Origin of the sequence: Bradyrhizobium sp. dw_78, assembly GCF_018449525.1 — a bacterium.
GTDB lineage: Bacteria > Pseudomonadota > Alphaproteobacteria > Rhizobiales > Xanthobacteraceae > Bradyrhizobium.
Genome location: NZ_JAAVUS010000003.1, coordinates 318,570 through 333,564 on the forward strand (window position 1 = coordinate 318,570; position 14,995 = coordinate 333,564).

17 protein-coding genes and 1 riboswitch are annotated in these 14,995 nt (G+C 63.4%); of the genes, 5 read left to right on the forward strand and 12 right to left on the reverse strand.

What is annotated here, in order from left to right; translation table 11 throughout:
* Positions 1-49: 49 nt before the first annotated feature.
* Positions 50-205 carry a hypothetical protein gene (locus tag HB630_RS10545; protein ID WP_213772175.1) on the reverse strand — a complete coding sequence of 52 codons (156 nt, stop codon included), beginning with the start codon at positions 203-205 and terminating at the stop codon, positions 50-52.
* A gap of 193 nt (positions 206-398) precedes the next feature.
* Positions 399-2,654, reverse strand: coding sequence for a TonB-dependent receptor (locus HB630_RS10550; RefSeq protein WP_213772176.1), 2,256 nt, complete (start codon positions 2,652-2,654; stop codon positions 399-401).
* Positions 2,655-2,764: 110 nt separating this feature from the next.
* A riboswitch (cobalamin riboswitch) is annotated at positions 2,765-2,964 on the reverse strand.
* Between the two features lie 148 nt (positions 2,965-3,112).
* Between HB630_RS10550 and HB630_RS10555 the strand changes: the two genes are divergently transcribed.
* Genes HB630_RS10555 through HB630_RS10565 form a run of 3 tightly spaced genes read left to right on the forward strand, consistent with a single transcriptional unit; the run spans position 3,113 to position 5,779 of the window.
* Complete coding sequence (locus HB630_RS10555; protein ID WP_213772414.1) at positions 3,113-4,138, forward strand: iron ABC transporter permease; 1,026 nt, start codon at positions 3,113-3,115, stop codon at positions 4,136-4,138.
* On the forward strand, positions 4,135-4,917 hold the full coding sequence (locus HB630_RS10560; RefSeq protein WP_213772177.1) for an ABC transporter ATP-binding protein: 783 nt from the start codon (positions 4,135-4,137) through the stop codon (positions 4,915-4,917). Before HB630_RS10555 ends, HB630_RS10560 begins: the two co-directional genes overlap by 4 nt.
* 7 nt (positions 4,918-4,924) lie before the next feature.
* Positions 4,925-5,779: an ABC transporter substrate-binding protein gene (locus tag HB630_RS10565; RefSeq protein ID WP_213772178.1), complete on the forward strand. Its 855-nt coding sequence runs from the start codon at positions 4,925-4,927 to the stop codon at positions 5,777-5,779.
* A gap of 174 nt (positions 5,780-5,953) precedes the next feature.
* Here HB630_RS10565 and HB630_RS10570 read toward each other — a convergent pair whose 3' ends face one another.
* The 10 genes from HB630_RS10570 to soxX form a co-directional block, all read right to left on the reverse strand.
* On the reverse strand, positions 5,954-6,994 hold the full coding sequence (locus HB630_RS10570; RefSeq protein ID WP_213772179.1) for an MBL fold metallo-hydrolase: 1,041 nt from the start codon (positions 6,992-6,994) through the stop codon (positions 5,954-5,956).
* Between the two features lie 61 nt (positions 6,995-7,055).
* Entirely contained in the window at positions 7,056-7,532 is a 477-nt protein-coding gene (locus HB630_RS10575; RefSeq protein ID WP_249780811.1) for a heme-binding protein, read from the reverse strand.
* 44 nt (positions 7,533-7,576) lie between these two features.
* On the reverse strand, positions 7,577-8,032 hold the full coding sequence (locus HB630_RS10580) for a DsrE family protein (protein WP_213772181.1): 456 nt from the start codon (positions 8,030-8,032) through the stop codon (positions 7,577-7,579).
* Between the two features lie 11 nt (positions 8,033-8,043).
* Positions 8,044-8,475 (reverse strand): hypothetical protein, encoded by a 432-nt coding sequence (locus HB630_RS10585; RefSeq protein WP_249780812.1) that lies wholly within the window; start codon positions 8,473-8,475, stop codon positions 8,044-8,046.
* A 50-nt stretch (positions 8,476-8,525) separates the two neighbouring features.
* Positions 8,526-10,274, reverse strand: coding sequence for a thiosulfohydrolase SoxB (gene soxB, locus HB630_RS10590; protein WP_213772183.1), 1,749 nt, complete (start codon positions 10,272-10,274; stop codon positions 8,526-8,528).
* A gap of 28 nt (positions 10,275-10,302) precedes the next feature.
* Positions 10,303-10,599, reverse strand: a complete 297-nt coding sequence (locus HB630_RS10595; protein WP_213772415.1) for a hypothetical protein — start codon at positions 10,597-10,599, stop codon at positions 10,303-10,305.
* Positions 10,600-10,622: 23 nt separating this feature from the next.
* A complete protein-coding gene (soxA, locus tag HB630_RS10600) occupies positions 10,623-11,486 on the reverse strand; it encodes a sulfur oxidation c-type cytochrome SoxA (RefSeq protein ID WP_213772184.1) in 864 nt (287 codons plus the stop codon).
* Between the two features lie 17 nt (positions 11,487-11,503).
* Positions 11,504-11,815: a thiosulfate oxidation carrier complex protein SoxZ gene (gene soxZ / locus HB630_RS10605; protein WP_213772185.1), complete on the reverse strand. Its 312-nt coding sequence runs from the start codon at positions 11,813-11,815 to the stop codon at positions 11,504-11,506.
* A 25-nt stretch (positions 11,816-11,840) separates the two neighbouring features.
* A complete protein-coding gene (soxY, locus tag HB630_RS10610) occupies positions 11,841-12,335 on the reverse strand; it encodes a thiosulfate oxidation carrier protein SoxY (protein ID WP_213772186.1) in 495 nt (164 codons plus the stop codon).
* 31 nt (positions 12,336-12,366) lie between these two features.
* Positions 12,367-12,663, reverse strand: coding sequence for a sulfur oxidation c-type cytochrome SoxX (gene soxX, locus HB630_RS10615; protein ID WP_346656072.1), 297 nt, complete (start codon positions 12,661-12,663; stop codon positions 12,367-12,369).
* 220 nt (positions 12,664-12,883) lie between these two features.
* Here soxX and HB630_RS10620 point away from each other — a divergent pair, with 220 nt between their 5' ends.
* A complete protein-coding gene (locus HB630_RS10620; protein WP_213772188.1) occupies positions 12,884-13,567 on the forward strand; it encodes a DUF938 domain-containing protein in 684 nt (227 codons plus the stop codon).
* Between the two features lie 94 nt (positions 13,568-13,661).
* Positions 13,662-14,918: an MFS transporter gene (locus tag HB630_RS10625; protein ID WP_213772189.1), complete on the forward strand. Its 1,257-nt coding sequence runs from the start codon at positions 13,662-13,664 to the stop codon at positions 14,916-14,918.
* Positions 14,919-14,995: the final 77 nt, after the last annotated feature.

Below are 14,995 nucleotides of genomic sequence, written 5' to 3' on the forward strand. Positions count from 1 at the left end.
TTTGTCCATGAACGAGGTTGCATGGCAGCCCCGGCGCACCCGGCCGGGATCACAGCGGCTCGTCGTCGGTGCCGTTGCGATCGCGCTTCGGCGTGGCGATGTCGCCATCCTCGAAATCGTCGTCTTCGGTCGATGCAGGCGGCGGCTTCTTCGGCTGATCGCCGTGCTCTTTCGGAGTTTCGTTCTTTCTACCGATCCCATTCATGTCGATCTCCTGCATCAATGACATGTTAACCGCGATGCAGGGCCGTGCCACTGCTTTCCAGTGCCTCTGATCTAGGCTTGCCTAATGTATGATCAATGATCGGGTTGGATCGTTTTTGACATATTCCAAAATTCTCCCGACAGTGCGCCGGGAAAATTTTGTCGCATCAGGTCAGAATGAGTCGATCTCTCCGTCAGAAGGTCGCGCCGGCCTTCAACATGTAGGTCCGGCCAGGCAGCGGATAGGCGGCGAAGGCGCCGGGCGTGGAGGCGCTGGCGACCGCATAATCATAGTACAGCGCGTTGAAAACGTTGTTCACACTCAACGACCAGAAATACCGATCATAGGCGCCGCTCAGTTTGACATCGACCGTCGCATTCGCCGGAATCAAAGGCTGCGTGTTGGGTTGATCGTTGTCCATGCGCCGGCTGCTCCAGTAACGCACCGTCGCGTCGGCAACGAGAAATTTCTGCCAGATGTTCCAGCTGACGCCGGCGGTCGCCGAATAGCGTGAAACCAGCGGGATGTCGTTGCCCGCGAAGGGACCTTCCCGGAAGATGGCGCGCGTATAGGCGAATCCGCCGCGGAACAGCAGCGTATCGCTGGCGCGATAGGTGGCGCTGGTCTCCGACCCGTAGCGCCGGGTCGGATCGAGATTGTAGTCGACGAAGTTCACCGGATCGAAATGAATCTCGTTGGTCAGGTCCATGTCGTAGATGCTCGATTGCATCTCGAACCCGCCTGACTTGACGCGGAAGCCTCCCTCGATGTCCTCCGAGGTCTGCGTCTTGAGATTGAAGTTGCCCTGCACGGGATTGAAATCGGCGTCGAACAGCGGGCCGGAAGCGATTCGTTCATCGACGTTCGGCACGCGAAAGGCGCTGGCGGCTCGGGCGAAGACCGAAAAGACATCGTTGAAGCGATGCTCGATACCGATATGCAGGGCGTGATTGATTTCCTGGCTGTTGAGCGGGAGCGCTTGGGCGTCGCCGAAATAGCCGGGCGCCATCGGATCGAGCCTATCGTGGGCGTCCACCGTCGTCTGTTGAATCCGGGCGCCGTAGGAAAAATCGGTGGTTGGAAGCAAGCCGATGGTTTGCTGCCAGTAAGTCGCGATGGTCTGCTGGGACAGGTCATAGCTGTGGATCGGCGGCGTGCTCCGCAATTCGCCGCGCTCCGAATGATAGCTCGCGTCGTAATAGTCGATGCCGGTCAAAATGGTCGAAGGCAGCCCGGCGACCAGGCTTTTGATGCTCAGCCGGGGCGTCAAAGACCATGTCTGCAGCCTCGTATTGTCATAACTGGCGTTGAAGTCCTGCAGCGGAAGGCTGCCGAAAAAACCTGCCTGCTGTCTCTTGTCGCGCACGCCGCCATCGACAATGAGGTCGACCCCGTTCACCAGCGTCTTGGTGAAACCCGCCGTTGCATTGGCACCCTGCTGATTGCCGTAATCGAGCGGCGTGTCGGTGCCGGATCGGTCGGTGGCCAGCTCGTTGATGCCAAGAGCCGGGTTGACGGTCCGGACGCCGGGAAATCCGAGATGCTGGTTGTCGCCGGAGACGTTGAAAAACGCCGTGAGGTCGGGCGTGGTGTATCGCAGCTCGCCGACGCCGTTTTGTTGCGAAAGGGCGTTGTTGGCGCGGTAGCCGTCGGAGTTGATTCCGTTGCCGAAAAAGGATGTCGACCACGGCCCGTGACTGGCCGTCGCCGAGATCGCGGCCATCTGCTGGTTGAACGATCCGACGCCGGCTTCGGCGCGTATCGAGACCGGCGGCCCGCCGGCGCCGGTCTTGGTCACGATATTGATGACGCCGCCGACGGCATTGTCGCCGTAAAGCACCGCGCCGCTGTTGCCCCGGGTGATTTCGATGCGCTCGATCGAATCCAGCGGAATGGTCGAGAAATCGACGCCTTGCAGGTCGATGTCATTCACCCGCCGGCCGTTGATCAGCAGCAGCGTATTGGCCGTGGCGAACGCTCCGAAACCGCGCATGTCGACCGACGTGCCGGCGCCGGCGACGCCGCCATACAGGGTTTGTATCTGTACGCCGGGAACCTGCGCGATGATCTCCGGCAGCGTCTGGGCCGGGGATCGCGCGATATCCTGCGCGGTGATGACGGTTGAAAATGCGCCGACGATGCCGTCGAACTGTCGCTGGGCCGTCGCCGCGGTGGTGGTGGTGCTGTTGCCGCTCGGCGCGCTGTCCGCCGTCGCGGTCGAGGAGATGTTCGGGGCGATGCGGCGTGGACCCGAATCCCGGTCCGTCAGCGGCTTCGCGCGCGTCTGGTTATCGTCGCGCGGCGGGCTGATCTCGACCGGAGGCAGGTCCGGCGACGCCGCCTGCTGCGCCCTGGCTGCGGAAACTCCGAACGACAGGATCGGCACAAGAAAACTGGACGCGAGCAGGCGGCTGCGCCGCCGCCTGATGGCAACACTCCTGGAAGGCATGGTTGGAACCTCGGTATGACGTCAGTGGCACGTCACAGCGAACCAGTCCCACCATCATGCTTGCGCATAGCGGTGATGCTAATGTCTGTGCTCCCCGACCGACATCTTCGCGTGTGACCACGGCTGACGGCAGGTCTCCTGGCTCGCGGGTCGATACCTCGCATCGCCTTCCCAGGACCGAGAGCCCAGTGGCATGTGATACGAGATTCACCGCTTACAGTTGCGGGGGCAGCTACGGCATTGGGAGAAACTCCCGCACCGCATTCCCTTTTGATCCCCTTGAAGGGGAACCGTCGGCGATTACGGTAGAAGTTTGGCAAGGCTCAAGTCAATCCTATCGTGACAGGTGCGTAATCCTGGCTGGACGAGTGCGCCTTTTTTGCCGCATGTGCCGACTTGAAGCTTAGATCAATATTGGCTTCGCCGGTTGAGGATGACGGATGGGCATTGAAAGCGTGATGGGAAGGCCCGACATCGCCGCGCGCCGGCGCGCAACCGCGATGGCCGCGCTCATTGTGCTGGTCGTGCTGCTGGTGCTGCTCTCGCTCGGGATCGGATCGGTGCGGCTGTCGCCATTGACTGTGATCGATGCGCTGTTCGGCGGCGGCAGCGACGCGCAGCAAGTGATCGTGCGCGAGATCCGGCTGCCCCGCACCATCCTGGGCTTTGCGATCGGAGCCATTCTCGGGCTGTCGGGCGCCGCGTTGCAGGGATTGCTGCGCAATCCCCTGGCGTCGCCCTCGCTGTTCGGCGCGCCGCAAGCGGCGGCGTTCGGCGCGGTGGTGATCATCGCATTCGGCCTTGCCGACGTGCGTTCCTACGCGCTTCCGGTCGCCGCGATCATCGCGGCATTCGCGTCGGTGTTCGTCCTGCTCGCCGTCGCGGGCCGCAACGCCGGGCTGTTGATCCTGATTCTGTCGGGGCTTGCGATCTCGAGCCTGGCGGGGGCGGCGACCGCGCTGGTGATGAACTTGTCGAGCAATCCCTTCGTCGTGCTCGAAATCGCGTTCTGGCTGCTCGGCTCGCTGGAGGATCGCAGTTTTCGCCACGTCATGCTGGCGCTGCCCTTCATCATCGCGGGCGCGGCGATCCTGTGGAGCCAGCGCCATGCGTTTCGCGCGCTCAGCCTGGGCGAGGAGGCGGCGCAAAGCCTCGGCGTCGATGTCGGACGGCTGCGGCTCGGCGTGATCCTCGGCACGGCGCTCGGCGTCGGCGGCGCGGTCGCCGTGTCGGGCACGATCGGCTTCATTGGCCTGATCGCGCCGCATCTGGTGCGGCCGCTGGTCGGTTACGATCCCGCGCGCCTGCTGGCCCCGAGCGCACTCGCCGGCGCCGCGCTGCTGCTCGCGGCCGATATCGCCGTGCGCATCATTCCCTCAAGCAGCGACATCAAGGTCGGCGTGCTGACCTCGATCATCGGCGTACCGTTCTTCCTCTATCTGATCATGCGCGAGCGCCGCGCGCTCGGCGGAGGCGTTGCATGATGGCCGATGCCCTTCTCAGCGCGCAAAGCGTGTACGTCAAACTGGCCGGCCGCACGGTGCTGAACGACATTTCGTGTACCCTGCCGCCGGGACATCTGGTTGCTCTGGTCGGGCCGAACGGCGCCGGCAAGACCACGCTGTTGCGGGCGCTGGCGGGGTTGTTGCCATCGGATGGAGACATCCAGATAGGCGGCGACGCGTTGTCGTCGCTTTCCTTGCGCGACCGCGCCAGGCGCTTCGCCTATCTGCCGCAGGGCCATATTGTGTACTGGCCGCTGCCCGCACACGACATCGTGGCGCTCGGCCGCTATCCGCACGGCGCGACCGATCCCTCGCGATTGGCGCCGGAGGATGCCGAGGCGGTGTTGCGTGCGATGCAGGCCGCGGATGTGATGGAATTTGCCGCGCGCCGCGTCACCGAATTGTCCGGCGGCGAGCGCAGCCGCGTCGCATTGGCGCGGGTGTTCGCCGTGGAAGCGCCGGTGATCCTGGCGGACGAGCCGACGGCTTCGCTCGATCCGCGTCACCAGCTCGACGTCATGAAAAGCCTGCGCATGGCCGCTGACAAGGGTGTGCTGGTGATCGTGGTGACGCACGATCTCGGGCTCGCGGCGCGGTTCGCCGATACGGTTCTGGTGTTGTCGCAAGGCCGCCTCGCGGCCCACGGAGCTCCGGGTGAGGCCTTGTCGGAGCGCGTCATGGCGGAGGTGTTCGGGATCAGCGCCTATCGCGCGGAATATCAGCATGAGGCCGTCATCGTGCCCTGGGCGGAAATCTGAAAAGGCGATGAAGAGCCGCGCCGGATTTTTATCACGAAGGATCGCCACGGCGGCTCTGGCGCTATCCTGCATGGCGCTGTCGGCCGCGCGGGCGGAGGGCCTGCCGCGGATCGTCTCGATGAATGCCTGCACCGACCAGCTTCTGATCGCGCTCGCCGATCCCGGGCAGATCCTCGGCATCAGCCGCTTCGCACGCGACGCGTGGCAATCCAGGATGGGCGGCGATCCGCGCGATTATCGGGTTCTGTCGGGCGCGGAAGAGGTTTTGGTGCTCAGGCCGGACATCGTGGTCGCGAGCCTGTTCGACCGGCGGACGACGCGCGAACTCCTGAAGGCGAAAGGCTTTCATCTGGAGGAATTTGGCGTGCCGAATTCGCTCGATGAAGTCAAGGATCAGATTCGCCGGATGGAGGACATCGTCGGCCATCCCGATCGCGCCGCGGCGGAAATCGCCCGGCTCGACCAGGCGCTAGCGCGGGCGCGTCAGGCTATGAGCGGTAAACATTATTCGGTGCTGCCGCTGCAGCGGCGCGGCTGGGTAACCGGCAGCGACAGCCTGCTTGGTTCGCTCTTGAGCGAGGTTGGCCTCTCCAATGCCGCCGGTGAACTCGGCGTCACTTCGGGCGGTTACGCCACGCTGGAGGCGATCGTGAACGCCAGGCCCGATTTCATCGTGGTGTCGGAGGCCGGTGATCATGCGCCGGACGAGGGCAGCGCCTTTCTGCTGCATCCCGCGCTGGAGCGGTTCTATCCGGCGAGCAAGCGCATCGTGATTCCGGACCGACTCGCCGTCTGCGGCGGCGTGTTGCTGGCGGATGCGCTGGATAGGCTGGTTACGGAGCTGGAGCGGGTTGGGAGGTAGGTGCTGCCCCAAGATTTGTCATTCCGGGATGGTCCGAAGGACCAGACATCAGATGCGCAGTTGCGCATCGGGGAATCTTGAGATTCTCCGATGTGCAATTGCACATCGGAGTTCGCATCTTCGATGCGCCCCAGAATGACTGAGAAGATTGTCCGGGTCAAACGAGATTGACCTTTATCCCCTTAGCACCGGGCCGCCGGCCTTTTTCCAGGCATCGAGGCCGCCGGCGATATGGGCGGTGTTGGCGAGGCCCGCATTCTTCGCGGTGGCGACGGCCATCGCCGAGCGCTCGCCGAACGCGCAGAAGAACACGACGCGGCGTCCGGTCGCCGCCGCGACTTCGCGCAGCATGCCGCCCGGCCGCAGACTCTCGCCGATTGCGGGATAGGGGGCGTGAAGCGCGCCCGCCAGCGTGCCGTGCCTGTCACGTTCGCCGTTCTCGCGCAGGTCGACCAGCAGCATGTCGGGCCGGCCGAGGCTTTCGATCGCATCGCGGGCGCTGAGCGCGAGGCCCTGCTTCGCAAGTTCCTCCTGGTGCAGCCCGACATGCATGTTGGCCGGCACCGCCACATCCATCATTTTCGGATTGGGCAGATTGAGGTTGTTCATCAGCTCGACATATTGGTCGACCGAGCGCACTTGCAGCCGCGGATTGTAGCGTTTCTCCTCGCCGATGGTGGAGACGGTGTCGCCCTTATAGTCGTGGGCGGGAAACACCATGGTCTCTTCGGGCAGTTTCAGCAGCCGGTTGAAGATCGAATCATATTGCGCCCGCGCGCTGCCGTTCTGGAAATCGGTGCGGCCGGTGCCGCGGATCAGCAACGTATCGCCGGTGAAGACGCGATCGCCCATCAGGTAGCTATAGGAATCGTCGGTATGGCCGGGCGTGTACATCACGTCGAGCGCAAGGCCCTCGATCGTGACCCTGTCGCCGTCGGCGACCCGCATCGCCACCACATCGGCCTTGCTCTGCTCGCCCATGATGGTGACGCATTGGGTGCGGTCGCGCAGCTCGCCAAGCCCGGTGACATGATCGGCGTGCAGATGGGTGTCGACGGCCTTGACCAGCTTGAGGTCGAGTTCGCGCAGCAACTGGCAGTAGCGGTCGGCCTTCTCCAGTACGGGGTCGAGGATCAGGGCCTCACCGCCGATCCGGCTGGCGAGCAGATAGCTATAGGTTCCGGAAACGCTGTCGAAGAGCTGGCGAAAAATCATGGTCGAATTCTACCGTGTTCTGGCCAAATCATAGACGATTTTTCGATATATTCCTATTTTTCTAGAAATCAATTCTGTCGCGGATGGCGTCGAGCCCGGCTTTGGCGCAAACCTCGTCCTTGTCGCCGCCCGGCGCGCCGGACACGCCGATGCCGCCAAGCAGCGTGCCGCCCGCTTCGATGATGAGCCCGCCGGCCAGCACGGCGACATGGGGCAATCGGGCGAGGCCGGGATCGGTCTTGCCGGACTGGATCGACTTTTCGAGGTCGCTGGTATTAGTGCGGAAACTCAGCGCGGTGTAGGCCTTGCGGGTCGCGGTATCCGGGGCGGGCGGGCCGGCAAAACGGTCCCGCAGCATCACCTGCGGCTGGCCGAAGCGGTCAACCACCGCGACCGCCACCTGGTATCCGTTGTCGCGGCATTGCTGGAGCGCGGCCTGCGCCGCCGCAAGCGCGATTTCCGGCGACAGCGATTTGTAGGTGACGATCGCATCGTTGTCGGCCATCGCGGAAGACCAGCCCAACGCCAGCAAGGTCATACCGAGGGCGGCCGGATATCGCAGCGCGATTGCCATCGTCCTCGTCATGGCCGAACGTAGCTCCAGCCCTGTTCCTGCAACTCCATCAAATGAACGACGCCGGACGGAACGACGGTGGCCTCGGGCAGAATGGCAATCTCATGGCCTTCCGCCTTTTCCATGCCCTGCCGGGTGTTGTCGCAGGCCGAGAACTGGATCTTGCCGGGAAAGACCATGTCCTTGAGCCGCTTGATGCGGTCCTTCACCGGCGAAGTGTCGGCGCGCAGCATGTGCAGGCCGGGCCCATAGGCGACGATATCGATGTCCACATCCTCGTGCCTGCTCTGATAGTAGCCGATCACGTTGGCGGCGTTGTTGATCACGAGGTTCATGATTTGCGGATCGTTCTGATCGATCTGAATGGCGACGTGGTGTGTCTTGCCGTCGGCGGCCGAACTTGCGGAGATATATCCGATCGACATCAGGGCGACCGTTGCTATGCGAAGAATAAAGTCACGCATGAGATCACTCCTCAAGGCCGGACCAGCGTGTAGCCGTTTTCGGTCAGCGACAGGATTTGGCCGACGCCGACCTGAACCGGCGTCGCGGCGGGAATATAGGGCGGCCGCTTGCCGGTTTCGCGTTCGATCGTATCAACGGTGTTGAGGCAGATATCGAACTTTACGCCCTGCGCGACCAGGCTCTCGATCAATTTGCGGTTGGGATTGTCCGGAAACAGCAACTCGATGCCGGGGCCGAACGCCACCACCTCGATCGCGACCTTGTCGGGATCGTAGAGTTTCAGCAGATTGAACGCGACGCTGATCACCAGGCTTTGTTTCTTCGGATCGCTGTCCGAGAGCTGCAAGGCGATGCGATGCTCGGCGAACGGTTTGTCCGGCAGCGGCGCGGGCTCTGCGCGCGCCGTCGAAAAGGCCGTTGTCGTTACGATCGCCGCCATCATGGCGAAGCTGACGGCGCGCGCGATCGACCATCGCTGTTTCATCAAGGGCCTCATCCTTGTTCCGCGAGGCCCGGATTGTCGTCGACGCCCTTCAGCGTGACGCCCGACTTGCGCGGATCTCCGATTTTTCCGGCGCGCAGATAGTTGGCGAGGACATCCCACACCGGCGTTCCCTTCTGCGCGTTGACCGACGCCCATCCGGCTACCTTGTAGCTCTTGCCGGCTTCGATGGCGCGGCCATTGTCGAGCGTCAGGCCGGATATCCGGCGGCCCGCCGCCTCGGCCGGCGAACAAATATAGGCCATGCCGCCGGCGCGGACCATGTCCCCGCCCTGCTGGTAATAGGGATCGGCATTGAAGAGATTGTCGCAGACATCTTCCAGGATCTCTTTGATCTGGCTCCCGGTCATGCGCTGGACATAGGTTTCCGGGTAGGTGATCGCGGTCTCCGCCAGCACATCGTTCATGGTCACAGGCTGATCCTGCAAGACCGTGGTGCCCCAGCGGAACCCCGGCGAGAGCGCGATCTCGGCGTCGAGTTCGCGGCGCAGCGCATCGCAGATCAGCCGGTCCATCGTGCCGTCGAAATTGCCGCGGCGATAGAGCAGGCGGTCGGCGGTCGCGATCTTCTCGGCGTAAGTCGCCGCATAGGGTTCGCCGATCCTGTCGATCAGCGCCTGCATCCCGGGATCGGGCTTCAGCAGTTCGGAGAACACCGGGAACAGCCGGTAGCGCACATCGGCGACCTTGCCCTTTGCCAGTTCGAGATCGAGCACGCCCAGGAATTTTCCGTTCGAGCCGGCATTGGTGACCAGCGTGACCCCGCCGGCGTTTCGGACCGCGACCGGCTGCGGCACGGCGTCATGGGTGTGGCCGCCGAGGATGACATCGATGCCGCTGACGCGGCTGGCGAGCTTGAGATCGACGTCCATGCCGTTATGCGACAGCAGCAGGACCGCATCGACCTTGTCATGGATGCGCAGCGCATCGACCAGTTTCTGCAATTCGTCGTCGCGGACACCGAAGGTCCAGTCCGGCGTAAACCGCTTGGGATGGGCGATCGGCACATAGGGAAAGGCCTGGCCGATCACGGCGACGCGATATCCGCCGATTTCCCTGATGATCGAGGGTTTGAACACGCGCCCCGTTGCAGGGTCGAAGGCCCTGGCGTCGTTGAAGGCGGCTTCCTCGGTGAGAAAAACGTTCTGCGCCAGGAACTCGCCCTTGAAGCGCTCCAGGTTCTTGCGCAGCGCCGCCTCGCCATAGGTGAATTCCCAATGACCGGTCATCGCCTCGATGCCGAGCAGGTTCGCGGCCTCCACCATGTCGGCGCCCTGCATCGCGTTGGCCTGTCCGGTGCCTTGCCACAGATCGCCGCCATCGAGCAGCAGGGTGCGTCCCGGGCCTGCGTCATTGCGGAACCGATCGATCAGCGTCTTCAGATGGGCAAAGCCGCCGAGCCTGCCGAACCGCGCGGCGGATTTTTCGAAATCGAGAAAGGTGAAGGCGTAGGCATCGGCACTGTCGGGCCTGATGCCGAAGCGGTCGAGAAAGGCTTTGCCAACCAGATGCGGCGGTCGTCCCCGCATCTCGCCGAGGCCGAGATTGACGCTCGGCTCGCGAAAATAGACCGGCTGCAACTGCGCATGGGTATCCGTCATGTGCAGGATGCGCGCGTTGCCGAAGCGTTCGAGATCGTAAACGCTTGGCGTGTCGGCGCTGCGCGCGAGGCGCGGCAATCCGCCCGACAAGGCGGCCGCACCTGAAATCCTGAGAAAGTCGCGGCGGCGGACGGTCATGCGATGTTTCAGCGCTTCCGGCTAAGCATCAACGGATTTCGAGCGCCTTCCAGGCGTCCTTCTCGCTGGTCGCCTGCAAGATCGAGGCCCTGGCCAGGGCTTCGGCTTCTTTCGCCGACGCAACGGCCTGATCGAAATTGCCGGCGTCGGCGGCTTTGTTCGCGGCATCCAGGGCGGCCTGCGTCGTGGTCCACTGATCGCGCAACCGGCCTGCCTCTTTGTTGGCAGCCTCGGCCGCGGCATAGGCGGTCTTGAAATCAACCTCCGACGCGGCCTGTGCGGGTGATAGTGCTGCGATCAGCAGCGCGGACGACAGCGCGAGCACCGAGACCTTGTTTTGAAACACGCTCACGGCCGCGCTCCCGGACCGGAGATCGGCAACCCGTTGCTGACATAGGACAGATAATATTCGAGATTGCGGTATTCGTCCGATTGCGGCTCGAGCGGAACGCCGCGGGTCTGGATGTTGCAGGTGACGAAGCGGCGGCTGATCGTGCCCATGCCGCCCCATTCGGATCGGTAGATCGGCATCGCGTTGAGAATGCCGAGCGCGGGTGCGAGGATTTCGGCACGGATCCGCTCGCCGGGATTCTGCACATGGCAGCTCGCGCAGGAGAAGTTGAGTTGGCCGCGGCGCGTATAGAAATAGCGCTTGCCGTCCTCGAACGCTTCAAGCGCGCGCGGATCATTGGGGATCTTGATGTCGAACGGTTTACCGCGCGAGGTGAACGCCATATAGGCGGTGAGCGCGGCCATGTCGTCCTTCACATAGGAAATCGGCGCCTCGCCATTGGCCTCGCGGCATCGATTCAGCGCCAGTTCGAGCGTGACGACCTTGCCTTCCTTCCCGTCGAAATAAGGATAGTCCTGACGGATGCCGATGCCGCCGTTGGGGAAGCAATCGGCATAGGTCTTGCCGTTCCTGAACGGCGTGGAGAACATCTCCTTGCCGGCTTCAAGGGAAAATTCATAAGGCGGAAATTCTTCCTTTTCCTGCCACTGCCGGCGCATGTCCTCGTTCATCGAATAGGGTCCGTTGACGAAGTCCTTCAGCTCCAGCCTGGGAAATTTGTCGGTGAAATATTTCTGGAACGCTTTCGCGTCCGCAGCCGGATCGATGCTGTCGGCGGCGATCGCGGACGGTCCGATAACGATCAGCGCCGCCAGCGCGACGGCGGCCGAAGCAAACTGGATCGCGGATTGCAGCTTCATATTTGCCGGCTCGCGCGTCACTGAATCTTGGCGGTGGTCGTGTCGGATGCGCCCTTGTTGTCGACCCAGCTGATCTTGAGGTCGTCGCCCCTGTTGCCGCCCTTGAAGCTGAACTTGACGTAGGGGTCCTTAGAGACCGCGGCGCCCCAATCGGCGACGAACACGCTTTTGCCGTTACATTCGAAGGTCAATTGCTGGATGAAGTGCGGCGGGATGATTTGCCCCTGCGCATCCTTGACGAAGCCGGAATCCATCGGGTGCTGGATCAGCGCCTGGACTTCGGTGATGTCGCCGTTTGCGGTGGCCCGCACGCGAATAGTCGATGCCATCGGAATACTCCTCGAACGTTCTTTGTCAGCCGCCGCAGCCGCCGACGGTCACCTTGACTTCCTTGGTCGCGCTGTAGAGCTTGCCGCCGGCTTCCACGATCGCGGTCACATTGCTCGTCTTCGCCATTTTGAGCCGGTTGGCCACGCTCGGCAGCGTGCCCGGCGGAATTTGGTAGGACGCCGCCAGCGCATTCGGATTGTCGGCGACGAGAAACGAGATCGAGGTCACATCGTCCAGCGTCGTCGCGACCGAAACCGGCACCACCGCGCCGTTCTCCGCGATCTCGGGCGCGTCGAGCCTGACCTTGTCGGACGGCTCGGCGGTCTTGCCGTAAAGCGCCTTGATAGCGTCGGCCTCGCCCTTCTGCTTGAACGCATCTTCCGGCCATTTGTCGTTGGCCGCGGCCAGTGCCGGTATCGCGCCGAACGGAACGCCGCCAAGGCCGATCAACGCGACGGTCGCGGTGCCTTTCAGGATCAGCCGCCGCGCCGCCGAAAATCCGTTGTCAGTCGAAATCATCCGAAGTCTTTCCTAAAGCGCGCGTTCGCCGTTACAATGTCTGCAGGAAATCCACGATCGCGTCGATCTCCTGCTCGGTCAAAATCCGGTTTCGCCCGAACGGGGGCATCACGGTCTGTGGATTGCGCCTGGTCTCATCGTTGAGGATCGCCACCAGATCCTTGCGGTCGGGATATTTGCGCTTGATGTCGGCGAGTTCCGGGCCGATCGAGCCGGGAAGATCGCCGCCCTTGATGACATGGCAGGTCAGGCAGTTGCCCTTGCCGCGATCGAACGCCAGTTTCTGGCCTTCGGACGCCGCGGATTGCGCGCGGGCCGGGCCCGTCAACAGCGCAGCACCGATCGCAAACGCCAAGGCCAGCGCCGGAACCCGCACGGGGTTCGTCGAACGGATCTCTGTCAAAGGCATTTTCCGCAAATTCATCCCGGCAGCTTTGGAATTATAGGGTGTCAAAAGCAGAAACGCCATCAGATGGCAATGGCGACAACGGGATCGCGGCAGTAAGGTAAAAGCAGTAAATTAGTCGCCAATGCTGCGGAGCTGCGTCATGGCTGAGTTTGTCGTGGAATTCGGCAAAGACGGCCGTCCGGTTGAGCCCGACGGACGCCTCGATGCGGCGGCGTTCCATCGCAACCATCAGCCGATTTGGGACGTGTTGCAGCGCTTCCTTGCCGGCAGATCCGGGGATGTCGTCGAGGCCGGCAGCGGCACCGGTCAGCACGTGGTCCATTTCGCGCGCCACACGCCCGACATCGTCTGGTGGCCGGGCGATCTCAACGAGCAGCATCTCAAGAGCATTGCGGCCTGGCGGGCGCATGCCGGGCTATCGAATATCCGCCCGCCGTTGCGGATCGATTTGTCCGATCCGGCCTGGTGCGCCGAGATGCGCGATGGCCGCGGTCCCGGCAAGCTGCTCGCGGCCTTCTGCGCCAATGTGATCCATATCGCGCCGTGGCGCGTGGCCGAAGGCCTGTTCGCGGGAGCGGGGCGCTACCTCGGCGCCGACGGGCGGCTGTTTCTCTATGGGCCGTTCAAGCGTGGCGGCAAGCATATCGCCGTCAGCAATGCCGTGTTCGACAGCGCGCTCCGCGACCAGAATCCCGAATGGGGCGTGCGCGATGTCGCCGACCTTGAAGGCCTGGCGGCCGATGCGGGTCTGGCGCTGATCGAGATGGTCGAGATGCCTGCCAACAATCTGATCCTGGTGTTCGGGCGAACCGAGACAGCCTGACCGCCGATGCATGGCCCGCGCCCGCTCGCGCCGGTTGATCGCGCCACCGCGTCTCTCCATAGTGCCGGAACCGGGAGATTCTGCGGACATACCGATGGCCGACACCATAGCGACCGACGAGATAGCCACCAACGAAGCCGCCGCCGATGCGCGCGTCCGAGCCAATGTGCTGCGGCTGGCGGCGGCGCAGGCGCTGACCGGCGCGAATTCCGCGGTCATTTTCGCCACCGGCTCGATCGTCGGCGCGACGCTGGCGCCGGATATGTCGTTCGCTACGGTGCCGATCTCGATGTATGTGGTCGGGCTTGCCGCCGGAACGTTGCCGACCGGCGCGATCTCGCGGCGTTATGGCCGTCGCGTCGCCTTCATCATCGGCACCGGCTGCGGCGTGCTGACCGGCCTGCTCGGCGCGTTCGCGATTCTGCATGGTTCGTTTCCGCTGTTCTGCTGTGCGACCTTCCTCGGCGGACTATATGGGGCGGTGTCGCAATCCTATCGTTTTGCCGCCGCCGACGGCGCCAGCGCCGCCTACCGGCCGAAGGCGGTGTCGTGGGTGATGGCCGGCGGCGTGTTCGCCGGCGTGCTCGGCCCGCAGCTTGTGCAATGGACCATGGATATCTGGCAGCCCTATCTGTTCGCGTTCAGCTTCGTGGTACAGGCCGCAGTCGCCGTGGTTGCGATGGTCGTGCTGTCGGGGATCGACGCGCCGAAGCCGGCGCCGTCCGATCTTCACGGTGGCCGTCCGCTGCTGGAGATCGTGCGGCAGCCGCGGTTCATCGCCGCCGCGCTGTGCGGCATCGTCGCCTATCCCATGATGAACCTGGTGATGACGTCGGCGCCGCTGGCGATGAAGATATGCGGTCTGCCCGTCAGCGATTCCAATTTCGGCATCCAGTGGCACATCGTTGCGATGTACGGGCCGAGCTTTTTCACCGGGACCCTGATTGCCCGTTTCGGAGCGGCGAGGATCGTCGCCACGGGGCTGCTGCTGGAGGCCTGTGCCGCGACGATCGGACTGTCGGGCATCACGGCGATGCATTTCTGGGCCACGCTGTTCGTTCTCGGCGTCGGCTGGAATTTCGGCTTCGTCGGCGCGTCGGCCCTGGTGCTGGAGACCCACCGGCCGCAGGAACGCAACAAGGTGCAGGCTTTCAACGATTTCCTGGTGTTCGGAATGATGGCGCTGGGATCGTTCTCCTCCGGCCAGTTGCTGGCGAATTACGGCTGGTCGGCGGTGAATATGGTGGTCTATCCGCCGGTGCTGCTGGGATTGGCGGTTCTGATGGTGGCTTCGCTCGCGAGGCGCCGTCGGCTGCGGGACCTCGATCGAGTTCCGGATCCAGGCATCTGACCGCGCGACGGCTCGATTGCCATCGAAGCATCGCCGGTTGCGGGGCTGTTAATTTCGTCGCCATCCCGATAAGAGCG